The organism is Pseudoxanthomonas spadix (assembly GCF_003703395.1).
Taxonomy (GTDB): Bacteria; Pseudomonadota; Gammaproteobacteria; order Xanthomonadales; family Xanthomonadaceae; genus Pseudoxanthomonas_A; species Pseudoxanthomonas_A spadix.
In genome coordinates this window covers 1-15,551 of record NZ_RDQN01000012.1, presented here as the reverse complement: position 1 = coordinate 15,551, position 15,551 = coordinate 1, and the positions used below count along the sequence as shown (strand labels likewise).

The following is a 15,551-nucleotide window of genomic DNA, read 5'->3' as shown; positions in this document are numbered from 1 at the left end:
CGGGGCTAGCTCCTGCTCTTGATCTTTCCGGGTCCCGGGTCCCGGGTCCCGAGTCCCGGCTCTCGCGGGTCCCGGGTCCCGGGTCCCGGCTCTCGCGGCTCCCGGCTCCTCACACCCAGCCGCGCGCGGCCAGCGACACCGGCGGCCCGTCGGCAATCACGAAGTGATCCAGCAGGCGCACGTCCACCAGCGCCAGCGCCTGCTTCAGGCGTGCGGTCACCGCGCGGTCTGCGGCCGAAGGTTCCGGATTGCCGGACGGATGGTTGTGGCCGACGATGACCGCCGCGGCGTTGTGCGCCAGGGCGCGGCGCACCACCTCGCGCGGGTGGACTTCGGAGGAATCCACGCTGCCGGAAAACAGTTCCTCGTAGGCCAGCGCCCGGTGCCGGGTGTCCAGGAACAGCGCGGCGAACACCTCGCGCGACTGGCTGCGCAGCTTCAGGGCGAAATAGCGCCCGGCCGCGTGCGGGTCGGTCATCGCCTCGCCGCGTTCCAGACCGGCGGCCAGGTGGCGCTGGCCCAGTTCCAGCGCCGCGGCCAGCTGGCAGGCGCGGGCCGGGCCCAGTCCGGGCAGCTGGGCCATTGCCTTGGGCGTGCGATCGAGCAGGCCGCGCAGCGGGCCGTGGGCGCCCAGCAGCTCGCGCGCGGTCTGCACCGCATCGCGTCCGGGCAGGCCCGAGCCGAGGAAGATCGCCAGCAGCTCGGCATCGGACAGCGCGCCGGCGCCGCGGGCCAGCAGCTTCTCGCGGGGGCGTTCGTCGGCGGGCCAGTCGCGGATATGCATGGGGTGAGGCCAGGAAGAAGGAGGGAAGCGTGGTGCGGGGAATTTCCGCCAGCCAAGTCAAGCCCGGCCGTCAGCCCGCGCCGCGCTTCATGGCCAGTCTTGCGCTGCTCATGCCTGGGCGATATCAGCCGGCACCGGCCCGTCGGGTAAGCTGTCGCCCCACTTCTGGTTCGGAAAAATCTGACGTGTCCCAGGCCCTGAAAGGACAACGCATCCTGCTCTGCGTCGGCGGCGGCATCGCCGCCTACAAGTCACTGGAGCTGGTGCGTCGCCTGCGCGATGCCGGTGCCCAGGTGCAGGTGGCCATGACCGCCGGTGCGCAGCAGTTCGTCACCGCGCTGAGCTTCCAGGCCCTGTCCGGCCAGCCCACGCGCACCAGCCTGTGGGACAGCGCGGCCGAGGCCGCGATGGGCCATATCGAACTGGCGCGCTGGGCCAGCCGGGTGCTGATCGCCCCGGCCACCGCCGACCTGCTGGCCCACCTGGCGCACGGCCTGGCCGATGATCTGGTGACCACCCTGGCCCTGGCCACCACCGCGCCGATCAGCGTGTGCCCGGCGATGAACCACATCATGTGGAAGCACCCGGCGACCCAGGCCAACCTGGCCACCCTGCGCGCCCGCGGCGTGCAGGTGATCGGCCCGGAAGACGGGCCGCTGGCCGAGGGCGAATCCGGCCCCGGGCGCCTTTCGCAACCGGACGCCATCGTCGCCGCGCTGGCCGGCGCCGTGCCGGCCGACGCGCCGGTGCAAGGTCCGCTGGCCGGGCTGCATGTGGTGGTCAGTGCCGGCCCGACCTACGAAGACCTGGATCCGGTGCGCTACCTGGGCAACCGCAGCAGCGGCAAGATGGGCTTTGCCGTGGCCCAGGCCGCCGCGCGCCGCGGCGCGGCGGTGACCCTGGTCGCAGGTCCGGTGACCCTGGAAACCCCACCGGGCGTGACCCGGGTGGACGTGCGCTCGGCCGCGCAGATGCGCGCGGCGGTGTTCGGCGCCTTTCCCGCCGATATCTACATCGGTGCGGCCGCGGTGGCCGACTACACCCCGCGGATGCCGGCGCCGAACAAGATCAAGAAGTCCAGCGAATCGCTGGCCCTGGACCTGGTGCGTACGCCGGACATCCTGGCCGAGGTCGCCGCCTCCGAGCAGCCGCTCAAGCTGGTGGTCGGCTTCGCGGCCGAAACCGAAAACGTGGCCGAGTACGCCCGCGGCAAGCTCATCGCCAAGCGCCTGGACCTGATCGTGGCCAACCGCGTGGGCATCCCCGACGGCGGTTTCGAAAGCGACCGCAACGCCATGACCGCCTTCTGGAAGGAGGGGCAGCGCGAGTTTCCGTGCGCGCCCAAGACCGAGCTGGCCGAGGCGCTGGTCGAACTGATCGGCGAGCGCCTGCGCGCATGAGCCTGCCGCTGCAAGTCAAGCTGCTGGATCCGCGCTTCGGCGACCGCTGGCCGCTGCCGGCCTATGCCACCGAATCCTCCGCCGGCCTGGACCTGCGCGCCGCGCTGGAGGCGCCGCTGACCTTGGGCGCGGGCCAATCGTCGCTGGTCCCCAGCGGCATCGCCATCCATCTGGCCGATCCCAACCTGTGCGCGCTGGTGCTGCCGCGTTCGGGCCTGGGCCATCGCCACGGCATCGTGCTGGGCAATGGCACCGGCCTGATCGACGCCGACTACCAGGGCCCGCTGCTGATCAGCCTGTGGAACCGCAGCGCCGAGGCGTTCGTGGTCCAGCCCGGCGACCGGGTCGCCCAGCTGGTGGTGTTGCCCATCGCCCGGGTTCAGTTGAAGATCGTGGATACTTTCATTGCAAGCGCACGTGGCGAAGGGGGCTTCGGCCACACCGGCGTTCGCTGAAAACAGGGGCAAGACCAGGCATGGCCGGATTCAAGATGGGGACAGGCAAGCAGGATTCGGGGAACAAGCTCCTGCTGCTGGCCGCATTGCTGGTCGTGCTGGCGGCCTGGTTTGCCTGGGGCGGCTGGGTGCAGCACCAGGAAGGCGCCCGCCGTCAGGCCCTGATCGGGGCGCGCGATGCCGCCGTGGACGGGGTGCTGCACAACATCCAGGTCCAGACCGCCAGGCTGGACCAGCGGGTGGCCGCGCCGGCCATGCAGGCCGCGGTCGCCGCCGATGACACCGCGGCGGTGGGCGCGGCGATCAAGACCGGCTGGCCGGAAGTGGAAAACGTGGAGCTGCTGCCGGTGGACCTGCAGCAGGCCTATGCCAATGCGGCCGGCTTTGGCTACAGCAAGCTGGCCCTGCTCGAGGCGGCGCAGCTTGCCGGAGGCGCGGTGGTGCGCGCGGTCCGCGACGGCAGGCAAACCGGCCTGGGCATGGCCGTGCCGGTGCAGTCGCGGCTGCTGTACGTGCGCCTGCCGATGCGCCTGCTGACCGGTCCGATCGACCAGGCGCATGTTTCCGGCGCATATCTGGGCCTGCGCCAGGGGGGCTACACCTTGCGCGAAGTGGGCGAGGCCTCGCTGTCGCGCAGCGCCGATGCGCTCTCGCGCCCGGTCGGTGACACCGGTCTGCGCGTGGTGGCGGGCGTGCCCGACGGCAGCGAAGGGCCAATCGGCCTGGGCAGCGGGCCGTGCCTGATCGTGGCGGTGCTGCTGCTGGGCCTGGCCGCGTCGTTGGCGCTGCTGTCGGTCGGTCGCCTCAAGCTGTCCAGCCTGCGCGGCAAGGGCGCCGGCGCAGGCGAAGACAGCGGCCTGACCCTGGGCCAGGCGCTGCGCGCCGGGCCCGCCGTGGCCGCGCAACCGCTGGCCGCAGACGGCGACGCATCGCCGGTGAACAACACCGAAGCCGCCGCGGTGGCCCAGGCCGCGCGCGAGGTCAGCGTCGATCCGGGCATCTTCCGCGCGTACGACATCCGCGGCGTGGTCGGCAAGACCCTGAGCGTGCCGGTGGCCGAGCTGATCGGCCAGGCGATCGGCTCGGTGATGGCCGAGCAGGGCCTGACCGAAGTGGTCGTGGCCCGCGACGGCCGCCTGTCCGGCCCGGAGATGACCTCGGGCCTGATCGAAGGCCTGCGCAAGGCCGGGCGCGATGTGATCGACATCGGCATGGTGCCCACGCCGGTGGCGTACTTTGCCGCCGTCCACCTGCGCACCGGCACCTGCGTGGCGGTCACCGGCAGCCACAACCCGCCGGACTACAACGGCTTCAAGATCGTGATCGGCGGCGAGACCCTGTCCGGTGCAGCGATCACCGACCTCTACACCCGCATCAGCCAGTCGCGCCTGCACGAGGCCGAACGCGGCAGCCTGCAGCAGCGCGAGGTCGCCGGGGACTACATCCAGCGCATCTGCGACGACGTGCAGCTGGCGCGCCCGCTCAAGGTGGTGGTCGATGCCGGCAACGGCGTGGCTGGCGAGATCGGTCCACGGCTGCTGGAGGCCATCGGCGCCGAGGTGATCCCGCTGTACTGCGACATCGACGGCACCTTCCCCAACCACCATCCCGACCCCAGCGACCCGCACAACCTCAAGGACCTGGAGCAGACGGTCAAGCGCTTCGACGCCGACCTCGGCCTGGCCTTCGATGGCGACGGCGATCGCTTGGGCGTGGTCACCAGGGAAGGCCATGTCATCTTCCCCGACCGCCTGCTGATGCTGTTCGCCGCCGACGTGCTGGAGCGCAACCCGGGCGCGATGGTGATCTACGACGTCAAGTGCACCGGCAAGCTGCAGGGCTGGGTGTTGCGCAACGGCGGCACGCCGCTGATGTGGCAGACCGGGCATTCGCTGATCAAGGCCAAGATGCGCCAGACCGGCGCCGAGCTGGCCGGCGAGATGAGCGGCCATTTCTTCTTCCAGGAACGCTGGTACGGCTTCGACGACGGCCTCTATGCGGCCGCGCGCCTGCTGGAAATCCTGGCCGCCAGCGAGCAGACGCCCAGCGAAGTCCTCGACGCGCTGCCTGATGGCGTGTCCACGCCGGAGATCAAGGTCGAGGTGCCCAGCGGGCTGGCCCACGCCATCGTCGAGCAGTTCATCGAGATGGCGCGTTTCGATGGCGCGCGCATCTCCACCATCGACGGCCTGCGCGCGGACTGGGACGACGGCTGGGGTCTGCTGCGCGCATCCAACACCACCCCGGTGCTGGTGCTGCGCTTCGAGGCCGACGACCAGGCCGCATTGGACCGGGTGCGCGATGTGTTCCGCCGCCAGCTGCAGGCCGTGGCGCCGGAACTGAAGCTCACCTTCTGAGTTCGATGCGGGCGCCCTGTGCAGGTGCCGCGGCTCAACCGGCTGGCTGCGCGGCGCCCTTCAGGGTGCGGTAGCGCTGCAGGGTGTCTTGCACTTCGCTGCTGAGTTGGGCGCGTTGCTGCTCGAAGCTGTTCAACAGGCGCTGCTGACGGACCAGCTCGGCGTGGCGCTGGCCGATGTCCTGGGCCAGTTTGGCATCGACCTGGCGGCCGGACAGTTCGGCGTCACCGGCCTGCTGCAGCTTGGTGATCAGCGCGGCGCGCATGCTGGCCACGTTGTAGCGGGCGGTGTCCACGCTGTTGTCCACCAGGGTGGTGCGTTCGGTGAACACGCGCTTGAGGTCGTCCTCGCTGGCGTAGGACAGCAGCATGGCCTGTTCGGTGCGCTTGCGGGTGTCGGCCGCGGCCTGGTCGGCGCGCGCCTGGATGGCCGCTGCGGCTGCATCGGCGCGCTGCTCGGCGGTCATTGCCGCATCGACCGCGCCCACCCGCGCGCCGCTGTTGACGCTGAATTCGTCGCGCGCGCTGTTGACCCGGTCAGGCGGCAGCGCATCGCTGCAGGTGCGCCCGCTGTCGGGGTCATTCCAGCAGTAGAGTTTCTTGGCTTTGGGCGGGTCCTGCGCCGCGGCGGTCAGGGCCGCGGCGGCGAGCGGAACCAGCAACAAATGGAGTGCGGACCTGGCCATGGACAGCCCCCTGCTGTCGGTTACCTCGCGGCCGAGCCGTAGCGGGCCCGATAGGCCAGCAACTGCTCGCGATGGCCGACAAGTTCGGCGTTTTCCCCGGCCAATGCAAGCAGGTCGTCCAGGCTGGCCACCGCGATCACCGGCACGCCAGCCTGCTCGGAAACGCGCTGGGCCGCCGACTGGCGCTGGCCGCCTTCGCCCAGCACTTCCTGCCGGTCCAGTGCCACCACGATCCCGGCCGGGCGGCCGCCGGCGGCGGCGATCAGGCCCAGCGCCTCACCGATGGCGGTGCCGGCGGTGATCACATCGTCCACGATCAACACCCGGCGCCCGTCCAGCGGCGCGCCGATCAGGGTGCCGCCTTCGCCATGGCCCTTGGCTTCCTTGCGGTTGAAGGCCAGTGGCAGGTCGCGGCCGCGGCGGGCGAACTCCACCCCGATCGCCGTGGCCAGCGGGATGCCCTTGTAGGCCGGGCCGAACAGCAGGTCGAACTGCACCCCGGAGGCTTCGATCGCGTCGGCATAGCAGCCGGCCAGCTCGGCCAGCGCCGCGCCGCTGTCAAAGCGCCCGGCGTTGAAGAAGTAGGGACTCAGGCGCCCGGACTTGAGCGTGAACTGGCCAAAGCGCAATGCACGGGCATGCAGGGCCAGCTGCAGGAAACGTGCGCGGTAGTCGGACATGGGCAGGCAATGGACCGGTGGGGTGGGCAAAGGGTAACAGGCGGCGCAGGCCGGCCCTGGCGGTATGCTGCCCTCTTGTCTGGCTGCAAGACCCGCTCTTCGTCCATGCGCATCATCAGTTTCAACGCCAACGGCCTGCGCTCGGCCGCCTCCAAGGGATTTTTTTCGTGGTTCGCCGATCAGGACGCGGACCTGCTGTGCGTGCAGGAAACCAAGGCCCAGGAGCACCAGCTGGCCGGCCCGGATTTCCTCCCCGCCGGCTACAGGGCGTACTTCCGTGACGCCAGCACCAAAAAGGGTTATTCGGGCGTGGCGATCTACAGCAAGGTCGAACCCGACGAAATCCGCACCGCGCTGGGCCGGCCCGAGTTCGACGAGGAAGGCCGCTATCTGGAGACCCGGTTCGGCAACCTGAGCGTGGTGTCGCTGTACATCCCGTCCGGCTCGTCGGGCCAGCTGCGCCAGGACTACAAGTTCCAGACCATGGCCTGGCTCAAGCCGATCCTGGACCAGTGGCTGGCCAGCGGCCGCGATTACGTGCTGTGCGGGGACTGGAACATCGTGCGCAGCGCGCTGGACATCAGGAACTGGAAGTCCAACCAGAACAACTCCGGTTGCCTGCCGGCCGAGCGCGACTGGCTCAACGGCCTGTGCGCCGACGTGGCCGGCGAGGCGGACATCGCCAGCGGCCGCGGCTGGGTCGACGCCTACCGCGTGCTGCATCCGACCGGCCAGGACTACACCTGGTGGTCCAACCGCGGCGCGGCGCGTGCCAACAATGTGGGCTGGCGCATCGACTATCAGTTGCTGACCCCGGGCCTGCGCGCGCGGTTGCAGGGGTGTTCGATCCATCGCGAGCAGCGCTTTTCCGACCACGCGCCGTTCGTGGTGGACTACGCCGGATGAACCAGGCAGGCGATGCACAAAAGCCCTCCTATCGTGGCTGGCGCGGCATCCGTGCCGCCTTTGCCACGCCCTCGGCGCTGACCATGGCCCTGCTCGGATTCGGCAGCGGCCTGCCGTTCCTGCTGATCGCTTCGCAGACCCTGTCCACGCGTCTGCGCGATGTGGGCCTGCAGCTGGGACAGATCGGCCTGATCAGCCTGGCCAGCTTCTTCTATCTGCTGAAATTCGTGTGGGCGCCGCTGATCGACCGCTCGGCGCTGCCGCTGCTGGGACGGCTGGGACGCCGGCGCTCCTGGCTGCTGGCTGCGCAGGTGCTGGTGGCGGTCAGTCTGTTCGCGCTGGGCAGCATGCGCCCGGAGCTGGGCGTGGCCGGGCTGGTCGGCTGGGTGCTGGTCGGCTCCTTCGCCGGTGCGACCCAGGATTCGGTGGTCGATGCCTACCGCATCGAGATCGCACCGGAGCGTGCGCAGGCCGCCCTGGCCGCGACCTACATCCTGGGCTACCGCATCGCCCTGATCGTCGCCGGCGCCGGCGCGCTGTATCTGGCCCAGCTCGAGTCCTGGACCCTTTCCTACTTCTGCATGGCCGCGCTGATGTTGGTGCCGATCGTGACCACCCTGCTCAGCCCCGAACCGGCGCGGCCGCAAGCCACGGTGGTGCGGCGGATCGACTTCCTCGGCGCGTTCTGGCAGCCGATCGTGAGTTTTTTCACCACCAATGGCTGGAAGCTGGCCTTGGGGCTGCTGCTGTTCGTGGGGCTGTTCAAGTTTCCCGACCAGGTGATCGGGGTGATGGCCGGGCCGTTCTATCTGGACTCGGGATTCACCAAGGCCGATATCGCCACGGTGTCCAAGCTGTTCGGCATCTGGATGAGCATCCTGGGCGCCTTTGGCGGCGGGCTGGCCATTGCCGCATTCGGTTTTCGGCGCATGTTGCTGGTGGCGGCGCTGGCGGTGGCGCTGTCGAACCTGGCCTTCCTGCTGATGGCGCACAATCCCGGCCATCTGTGGGCGTTCTACGCGGCACTGAGCGCGGACAATGTCGCCCAGGGGTTTGCCGGGACGGTGCTGGTGGCCTTCATGTCCTCGCTGACCGACCGCAACTTCACCGCCACCCAGTACGGCCTGCTGGTGTCGCTGGCCAACCTGCCGGGCAAGTTCGCCGGTGGCGTGTCGGGCTACCTGGTCGAGGCGACCTCGTATTCCGCCTTTTTTACCCTGAGTGCACTGACGGTCGTGCCGACCCTGGGCTTGCTCGCCTGGCTGTGGCGTCGTATCAAGGAGCCCGTGTCCAGGACTGCTGGTTCAGCCCACGCCCATGACCGACCTGCTCATCCGTGATCTCGATTCGATCCTGACCGAGCGCATCCAGCGGCTCTCGGCGGCGCGCGGCTGGAGTATCGACGAAACCATTTCGCGGCTGATCGAGCACGGCCTGTTCGCGATGGAAGCCGAGGTGCGCGGCGGGTTCAGCGACCCGGAAGTGGACGCGTTGGCCGATGCCATCGCCGCGCTGCGCGCGGTGCCCCAGGGCGCCAGTTTCTAAAAACCCGGAGAGGCGGGCCGTGGCGCGACGGCCCCGGGGATGGCTGCGGTAGATTGTCGCCCTGCCGTGCGCAGGGCACTGCAGGTACTTCCACACGAGGCGCCCCATGACCTTCACCTCCGAACCGCACCCCGGCGTCAGGCCGCCACCGGCCGCCACCGACGGCTTTGTCCTCAACCACACGATGCTGCGGGTCAAGGATCCGGTGGTGTCGCTGGGCTTCTATACCCACGTGTTCGGCATGGTCCTGCTGCGCAAGCTCGACTTCCCGGAGATGCGCTTCTCGCTGTTCTTCCTGGCCAAGCTCAACGACACCGACCAGGTGCCCGAGGAGATCGGCGCGCGCACCGGCTGGACCTTTTCCCAGCGCGGCATCCTGGAGCTGACCCACAATTGGGGCACCGAGGATCAGGCCGATTTTGCCTACCATGACGGCAACACCCAGCCGCAGGGCTTCGGCCATATCTGCTTTGCCGTGCCGGACCTGGTCAAGGCGGTCAAGTGGCTCGACGACAACGGCGTGGAATACGTCAAGCGCCCGGAGCAGGGCAAGATGAAGAACGTGGCCTTCGTGAAGGATCCGGACGGCTACTGGATCGAGATCGTGCAGCCTGAGCTCAACGCCAACCTGGGGCGACCGTCCCCTGATCTGGCTTGCTGATCGGCCCCGCATGGACGTCCCGCGCCGCATGTCTGTCTCGGTCGATCGTTCTGCCCTGCTGGAGACGCTGCGCGGGGTGGTCGGGCGGCGCCACCTGCTCACCGGCGATGGCCCCACCCGCCGGTTCCGCACTGGATTTCGCTTCGGCGGCGGGCCGGTGCTGGCAGTGGTGCGGCCCGGCTCGCTGGTCGAACAGTGGCGGGTACTGGTCGCCTGCGTGGCGGCCGATGTCATCGTCATCATGCAGGCGGCCAATACCGGCTTGACCGGTGGCTCGACCCCCGATGGCGCCGACTACGATCGGCCGGTGGTGATCATCAATACCCTGCGCATGCGCCAGGTGCAGCTGCTTGACGAAGGCCGCCAGGTGCTGTGCCTGCCTGGCGCCACCTTGCATCAGCTGGAACGGCTGCTGGCCCCGCTGGGGCGCGAGCCGCATTCGGTGATCGGCTCGTCGTGCCTGGGCGCCTCGGTGCTGGGCGGGATCTGCAACAACTCCGGCGGGGCGCTGATCCATCGCGGGCCGGCGTACACCGAGATGGCGCTGTTCGCGCGGGTCAACGCCCACGGCGCGCTGGAACTGGTCAACCACCTGGGCATCGTGCTGGGCGATGACCCGGAAATCGCGCTGTCCAGGCTGGAACGTGGCCACTACCATGCCCGCGATGTCACCCCCGGCGGCTGCGCCTCGGACCACGACTACGCCACCTACGTGCGTGACATCGAGGCCGACACGCCGGCGCGTTTCAACGCCGATGCGCGGCGCCTGCACGAGGCCGCCGGCTCGGCCGGACACCTGGCGGTGTTCGCCGTGCGCCTGGATACCTTCCCCCGCCACGACAGGACCGCGGTCTTCTACATCGGCAGCAACGACCCGGACGAGCTGACCCGGATCCGCCGCGACATCCTGTCCAGTTTCCAGTCCTTGCCGGTGGCCGGCGAGTACCTGCACCGCGATGCCTTCGACATCGGCGATCGCTACGGCAAGGACACCTTCCTCGCCATCCAGACCCTCGGCACCCAGCGCCTGCCCAGCTTCTTCGCGGCCAAGTCGCGGCTGGACGCGCTTCTGGAGCGGCTGCGGGTTTTCCCCGAACACTTCAGCGACCGCGCGTTGCAGTGGCTGGCCCAGCGCTTCCCCGATCACCTGCCCAGGCGCATGCGCGACTTCCGCCAGCGCTATGAACACCACCTGCTGCTGAGGATGTCCGGCACCGGGATCGATGAAGCGGCGGCCTATCTGAAACGCTTTTTTTCAGGCGCCAGCGGCGACTGGTTTGCCTGCACCGCGGACGAGGGCGCCAGGGCCTTCCTGCTGCGCTTTGCCGTAGCCGGCGCCGCAGTGCGCTATCGCGCCGTGCATCCGACCCAGGTCCAGGACATCGTTGCGCTGGACATCGCCTTGCGCCGCAACGAGCGCGACTGGTTCGAGCGCCTGCCGCCGGAGCTGGATGCGCCGGTGCTGCACAAGCTCTACTACGGGCACTTTTTCTGCCACGTCCTGCACCAGGACTACATCGTCAAGGCCGGCACCGACTGCCATGCGCTGGAGCAGAAGATGCTGGCGGTGCTGGACGCGCGCGGCGCGCGCTACCCGGCCGAACACAACGTCGGCCACCTGTATCACGCACCACAATCGCAGGTGGCGTTCTTTCGCCAGCTGGACCCGCACAACGCCTTCAATCCCGGCATCGGCAAGACCTCCAAGTTGCGTGACTGGGCCTGACGCCGCCGGGGCTTGATGAGGCGCCTCAAGCCGGATAAAGCGCGCCCAGCACGCGCAGGCCCTTGGCGCCGCTGACGCTGGGCAGGTTGCCGGGACGGCCGGCCAGGGTTTCGCGGGCCAGCCAGGCAAAGCCCATGGCTTCCACATAATCCGGATGCAGGCCGTGGACCTGGGTCGACTCGACCGTGATCCCGGACAGGTGCGTGGCCAGGCGCTGCATCAGCAGCGGATTGTGCACGCCGCCGCCGCAGACCATGACCCGCTTGGTGTCCGGCTGGGTGGCGCGCAGGGCGTCGGCCACGGTGACCGCGCTCAGCTCCAGCAGCGTGGCCTGCACGTCGGCCGCAGCGGCCCTGGATTTTCCCAGCTTGGCTTGTACCCAGGCCAGGTGGAACTGTTCGCGGCCGGTGCTCTTGGGCGGCGGCAGGGCGAACCACGGCTCGCCCAGCAGCGTGTCCAGCAGGGCGCCATCGACCTGGCCGCTGGCCGCGAACGCGCCGCCGGCATCGAAGGCCTGACCGGTATGGCGCTCGCACCAGGCATCCAGCAGCGCATTGGCTGGACCGGTGTCGAAGCCGCGCACCGCGCCACTGGCCGGCAGCAGGGTCAGGTTGCCGATCCCGCCCAGGTTGAGGACTGCCCGGTCCTCGGACGGTGCGTGCAGCATCGCCGCGTGGAAGGCCGGCATCAGCGGCGCACCCTGGCCACCGGCGGCGACATCGCGCCGACGGAAGTCGGCCACGGTGGCGATGCCGGTGCGCTCGGCGATGACGTTGCCATCGCCCATCTGCCAGGTGAACGGAAAGGTGCCATCGGGCCGGTGCCGCACGGTCTGGCCGTGCGAGCCGATCGCCCGCACCTGGGTCCGGTCCAGCCCGGACTGGGTGATCAGCCGGCCGGCGGCGTGGGCGAAGGCCTGGCCGACCTGCACGTCCAGTTCGCCCAGTTCGTCCAGCGAGCTCGCCTGGCCACCCTGGCCCAGCTCGATCAGCCGGTTGCGCAGCTGGTCGTCCCAGCGGTAGGTGCGGCCCAGCAGCAGCTGGGGCTCGGGATCGAAGCGCACCAGCGCCACGTCGATGCCATCGGCACTGGTGCCGGAAATCATGCCCAGGTACAAATCACCAAGCGCCGGCTTGCGCGCCAGCGGCCCGCCGGAACGGCGCCCGCCCGCCGGCGTCACTGCTTGCTGCTGGGCACGCGCGAGGCATCCAGCGCCTCGGCCAGCGTCATCTTGGCGCCAGCACGAGGGGCCGGGGCAGCGTCGGCGTAGATTGCACTCTCTACCGTGCGGATACGCGCCAGCGCGCTGGAGGTCTGGGTCTTGAACTGCGCCAGCACCGGCCCACTCAGCGGCTCGGGCGGCGGCAGGGTTACCTGCAGCGGATTGCGATGCGCACCATTGACGCGGAATTCGTAGTGCAGGTGCGGCCCGGTGGCCATGCCGGTCGAACCGACGTAGCCGATCAGGGTGCCCTGGGCGATACGGTCACCGCGCTGGATCCTGGCAAAGCGCGACAGATGCCCGTACAGGGTGGTGCGACCTTGGCCGTGGTCCAGGATCACCACATTGCCGTAGCCATTCTGGCGGCCGACGAACTGCACCCGCGCGTCGCCGGCGGCCATGATCGGCGTGCCGGTCGCGGCGGCGTAATCCACGCCCTTGTGCATGCGCATCCTGCCCAGGATGGGGTGCTTGCGCGCGCCGAAGCGCGAGCTCAGGCGCGCGTACGGGATCGGCATGCGGATGAAGCTCTTCTTCAGTGGCTTGCCGGCGGCGGTGAAGTATTCCGCCCGCCCGCCCGGCCGGGCGAAGCGGAACCCCGAATGCAGCTTGCCATTGACGGTGAAGGTCGCCGCCTGCACCGGGCCGGTGGCCACCAGCTGGCCTTCGCGCCAGGTTTGTTCGACCACCACGCTGAAGCGATCATTCGGGCTCAGATCCGAATCGAAGTCGATGTCGTACTTGAAGATGTCGTCGGTCAGCGCGTTGATGTTGGCCGCGGTCAGGCCGGCCTTGCGCGCAGCGCGGTTGAGCGAGGTGCCGACCTTGCCGCTGAGCACCGCGGTGCGGATGCTGACGTCGCGCTTGATGAGCTTCTGACGGACACCGTCATCGGTGAGGTCCAGCTGGATGCGCGTGGCCATGTCGCGGTCATAGCGCAGGGCGCGCAACGCGCCGCCGTCGGGCAGGTCGAAGGCCAATTCGTCGCCGGGATGCAGTCTGTGCAGCGTGCGTGCGGCGTCCTTGTTCTGCAGGATGCGGTGCAGGGTGGCCGCCGGTACGCCCATCTCGGCGAACATCGCGCTCAGGGTCTGGCCCGGGCGCACATTGACCGTCCGCCAGTTGTCGGCCGGGGCGCTGGTGAGCTTGTGCGCATCCTGTTGCGGCAGCATCAGCGGCACGGTGGCCAGCGGCTTGATCTGCGGCTGCAGGGCAGTGGAGAAACCCGGCACGATCGTGGCCACCATGATGCCGATGGTGGTGAACAGCGAAGCGTGGATCCACTGCCGGCGCGTCCAGCGCCCGCTGGGAAGGTGCTGCCTGACGTGGTGATGAAGCGCTGACTCTCGAAGAACGTCCAGTCGTTCGCGGAACCGTTGCTTGCGGCGGCCGCCATCCCCGTGTGTCTGCATCGATGTCTTCACCCTGAGGCCCAAGTGGAAGGCCCAATCGGGCTACCATAGTCAGGCATGTCGGGCAGGTCAAACCCTTGAGGCGTTTGATTTTTTTCTGCATCGCATCGTTAACCTTGCTTTAACCAGGCGTTCAACTTTGTCGTTGCACGTCTGTCGTATTCACCTTGAGTGGGAAGTCACGTGTCACAGGCGCAAGCACTGCAACTGATCGGCCGCGGTGCCGATGAAATCCTCAAGCGCGAAGAACTGCAGCAGCGCCTGCAGGCCGGGCGCCCGCTGCGGGTCAAGGCCGGCTTCGATCCGACCGCGCCGGACCTGCACATCGGCCACACCGTGCTGCTCAACAAGATGCGCCAGTTCCAGGACCTGGGCCACCAGGTGATCTTCCTGATCGGCGACTTCACCGGCATGATCGGCGACCCGACCGGCAAGAACGTCACCCGCAAGCCGCTGACCCGCGAGGACGTGCAGGCCAACGCCCGCACCTACGAGGAGCAGGTTTTCAAGGTGCTGGACCGTGACAGGACCGAAGTGCGCTTCAACAGCGAGTGGTTCGGCAAGATGGCCGCGGCCGACATGATCCGCCTGGCCGGTCAGCACACCGTGGCGCGCATGCTCGAGCGCGACGACTTCGCCAGGCGCTACGCTGCCCAGCAGCCCATCGCCATCCACGAGTTCCTGTATCCGCTGGTGCAGGGCTACGACTCGGTCGCGCTCAAGGCCGACCTCGAGCTGGGCGGCACCGACCAGAAGTTCAACCTGCTGATGGGGCGCAGCCTGCAGGAACATTACGGCCAGGCGCCGCAGATCGTGCTGACCATGCCGCTGCTGGAAGGGCTGGATGGCGTCAACAAGATGTCCAAGTCGCTGGGCAACTACATCGGCATCAACGAGCCGGCCATCGACATGGTCACCAAGACCATGAAGATCGGTGATGCGCTGATGTGGCGCTGGATCGACCTGCTCAGCTTCGACATCGGCGTGGACCAGGCCCGGTCGCTGCGTGCCGAGGTCGAATCCGGCGCCTTGAATCCGCGCGATGTGAAGCTGCGTCTGGCGCGCGAATTGGCTACACGATTCCACGATGCCGCTCAGGCCGACGCGGCGATCGCCGGTTGGCACGCCGTGGTACGCGGGCAGGGCGATACTTCCTTGTTGCCGCTGCAGGACGTCATCGTCCCGGCCGAAGGCCTGCGTATCGGCGCGCTGCTCACCGCCGCCGGGGTCACGCCCAGCAATTCCGAAGCCGGGCGCAAGCTCAAGGAGCGTGCGGTCAAGGTCGATGGTGCGGTGGTGGAAGATCCGCAGCTGCAGTTTCAGCCCGGTTTCGAGGGCTTGCTGCAGGTTGGCAAGCGCAACTTTGCCCGGGTTCGGCTGCTGGCCGGCTGATTGCAATCCGCCCAAGGCCCGCCACGATGGGCATTGCGCATCCGTTCGGGCCGGCCTTCAAAAAAGTTGTCACCACCGCTTCACAAACGCACCGGGCGCATCCATAATTCGCCCCCCGCTTCTGCGGCACCGGTTCTGCTGGTGAGGCTGGAGGTGGGGTTGGTCGGCGGCTTTGAACGAAGTGCTTGACCGATGTTCGAAGGCCTGCATAATGGGCGGCTCGCTTCGGCGGTGACGGTTCAGCGGTTTGGGCCGGGCGGTCGAGGTGGTGGTACGAAGGGCCTGTTGGCGAGGTGTTGACGGACCTGGAAATGGCCCTATAATGG

At 68.7% G+C, this 15,551-nt stretch carries 14 protein-coding genes; 9 read left to right on the top strand and 5 right to left on the bottom strand.

Translation table 11 applies throughout. From position 1 onward, the window contains the following. Window positions 1–109 precede the first annotated feature (109 nt). Window positions 110–784 (bottom strand): RadC family protein, encoded by a 675-nt coding sequence (gene radC / locus D9R12_RS14235; RefSeq protein ID WP_122231400.1) that lies wholly within the window; start codon window positions 782–784, stop codon window positions 110–112. 185 nt (window positions 785–969) lie between these two features. On the opposite strand from radC, the gene coaBC reads away from it, so the two are divergent. Genes coaBC through D9R12_RS14220 form a run of 3 tightly spaced genes read left to right on the top strand, consistent with a single transcriptional unit; the run spans window position 970 to window position 4,996 of the window. Beyond that, the gene (coaBC, locus tag D9R12_RS14230) at window positions 970–2,184 is read left to right on the top strand and encodes a bifunctional phosphopantothenoylcysteine decarboxylase/phosphopantothenate--cysteine ligase CoaBC (RefSeq protein ID WP_014161987.1); all 1,215 of its coding nucleotides are present in this window, start codon (window positions 970–972) and stop codon (window positions 2,182–2,184) included. Beyond that, window positions 2,181–2,639 carry a dUTP diphosphatase gene (gene dut, locus D9R12_RS14225; protein ID WP_014161986.1) on the top strand — a complete coding sequence of 153 codons (459 nt, stop codon included), beginning with the start codon at window positions 2,181–2,183 and terminating at the stop codon, window positions 2,637–2,639. Before coaBC ends, dut begins: the two co-directional genes overlap by 4 nt. Window positions 2,640–2,659: 20 nt before the next feature. Continuing rightward, on the top strand, window positions 2,660–4,996 hold the full coding sequence (locus tag D9R12_RS14220) for a phosphomannomutase/phosphoglucomutase (RefSeq protein ID WP_014161985.1): 2,337 nt from the start codon (window positions 2,660–2,662) through the stop codon (window positions 4,994–4,996). A gap of 34 nt (window positions 4,997–5,030) precedes the next feature. Here the strand turns inward: D9R12_RS14220 and D9R12_RS14215 are convergent, their stop codons facing one another. Continuing rightward, window positions 5,031–5,660, bottom strand: a complete 630-nt coding sequence (locus D9R12_RS14215) for a hypothetical protein (RefSeq protein WP_122231398.1) — start codon at window positions 5,658–5,660, stop codon at window positions 5,031–5,033. A 41-nt stretch (window positions 5,661–5,701) separates the two neighbouring features. Next, the gene (gene pyrE / locus D9R12_RS14210; RefSeq protein ID WP_122231396.1) at window positions 5,702–6,361 is read right to left on the bottom strand and encodes an orotate phosphoribosyltransferase; all 660 of its coding nucleotides are present in this window, start codon (window positions 6,359–6,361) and stop codon (window positions 5,702–5,704) included. Window positions 6,362–6,466: 105 nt separating this feature from the next. On the opposite strand from pyrE, the gene D9R12_RS14205 reads away from it, so the two are divergent. The 5 genes from D9R12_RS14205 (at window position 6,467) to dld (ending at window position 11,199) form a co-directional block, all read left to right on the top strand. Beyond that, the gene (locus tag D9R12_RS14205; protein ID WP_122231394.1) at window positions 6,467–7,267 is read left to right on the top strand and encodes an exodeoxyribonuclease III; all 801 of its coding nucleotides are present in this window, start codon (window positions 6,467–6,469) and stop codon (window positions 7,265–7,267) included. Continuing rightward, entirely contained in the window at window positions 7,264–8,607 is a 1,344-nt protein-coding gene (locus tag D9R12_RS14200) for an AmpG family muropeptide MFS transporter (protein ID WP_122231392.1), read from the top strand. The genes D9R12_RS14205 and D9R12_RS14200 overlap by 4 nt, the downstream gene beginning before the upstream one ends. Further along, the gene (locus tag D9R12_RS14195) at window positions 8,585–8,812 is read left to right on the top strand and encodes a hypothetical protein (RefSeq protein WP_014161980.1); all 228 of its coding nucleotides are present in this window, start codon (window positions 8,585–8,587) and stop codon (window positions 8,810–8,812) included. The genes D9R12_RS14200 and D9R12_RS14195 overlap by 23 nt, the downstream gene beginning before the upstream one ends. 106 nt (window positions 8,813–8,918) lie before the next feature. After that, entirely contained in the window at window positions 8,919–9,473 is a 555-nt protein-coding gene (gloA, locus tag D9R12_RS14190; RefSeq protein WP_122231390.1) for a lactoylglutathione lyase, read from the top strand. A gap of 10 nt (window positions 9,474–9,483) precedes the next feature. Beyond that, complete coding sequence (dld, locus tag D9R12_RS14185; RefSeq protein WP_122231388.1) at window positions 9,484–11,199, top strand: D-lactate dehydrogenase; 1,716 nt, start codon at window positions 9,484–9,486, stop codon at window positions 11,197–11,199. Window positions 11,200–11,224: 25 nt separating this feature from the next. On the opposite strand, the gene D9R12_RS14180 is transcribed toward dld, so the two are convergent. After that, entirely contained in the window at window positions 11,225–12,343 is a 1,119-nt protein-coding gene (locus D9R12_RS14180; protein WP_280518441.1) for an anhydro-N-acetylmuramic acid kinase, read from the bottom strand. Between the two features lie 32 nt (window positions 12,344–12,375). Beyond that, window positions 12,376–13,833, bottom strand: coding sequence for a peptidoglycan DD-metalloendopeptidase family protein (locus D9R12_RS14175; protein ID WP_122231386.1), 1,458 nt, complete (start codon window positions 13,831–13,833; stop codon window positions 12,376–12,378). A 183-nt stretch (window positions 13,834–14,016) separates the two neighbouring features. Between D9R12_RS14175 and tyrS the strand changes: the two genes are divergently transcribed. Then, window positions 14,017–15,225 (top strand): tyrosine--tRNA ligase, encoded by a 1,209-nt coding sequence (tyrS, locus tag D9R12_RS14170; protein WP_122231384.1) that lies wholly within the window; start codon window positions 14,017–14,019, stop codon window positions 15,223–15,225. Window positions 15,226–15,551: the final 326 nt, after the last annotated feature.

Excerpts from the sequence above, each read along its gene's own strand:
- radC (WP_122231400.1), bottom strand. The coding sequence starts at position 784 with ATGCATATCCGCGACTGGCCCGCCGACGAACGCCCCCGCGAGAAGCTG.
- dut (WP_014161986.1), top strand. The coding sequence starts at position 2,181 with ATGAGCCTGCCGCTGCAAGTCAAGCTGCTGGATCCGCGCTTCGGCGAC.
- D9R12_RS14220 (WP_014161985.1), top strand. The coding sequence starts at position 2,660 with ATGGCCGGATTCAAGATGGGGACAGGCAAGCAGGATTCGGGGAACAAG.
- pyrE (WP_122231396.1), bottom strand. The coding sequence starts at position 6,361 with ATGTCCGACTACCGCGCACGTTTCCTGCAGCTGGCCCTGCATGCCCGT.
- D9R12_RS14205 (WP_122231394.1), top strand. The coding sequence starts at position 6,467 with ATGCGCATCATCAGTTTCAACGCCAACGGCCTGCGCTCGGCCGCCTCC.
- D9R12_RS14200 (WP_122231392.1), top strand. The coding sequence starts at position 7,264 with ATGAACCAGGCAGGCGATGCACAAAAGCCCTCCTATCGTGGCTGGCGC.
- D9R12_RS14195 (WP_014161980.1), top strand. The coding sequence starts at position 8,585 with ATGACCGACCTGCTCATCCGTGATCTCGATTCGATCCTGACCGAGCGC.
- gloA (WP_122231390.1), top strand. The coding sequence starts at position 8,919 with ATGACCTTCACCTCCGAACCGCACCCCGGCGTCAGGCCGCCACCGGCC.
- dld (WP_122231388.1), top strand. The coding sequence starts at position 9,484 with ATGGACGTCCCGCGCCGCATGTCTGTCTCGGTCGATCGTTCTGCCCTG.
- D9R12_RS14175 (WP_122231386.1), bottom strand. The coding sequence starts at position 13,833 with ATGCAGACACACGGGGATGGCGGCCGCCGCAAGCAACGGTTCCGCGAA.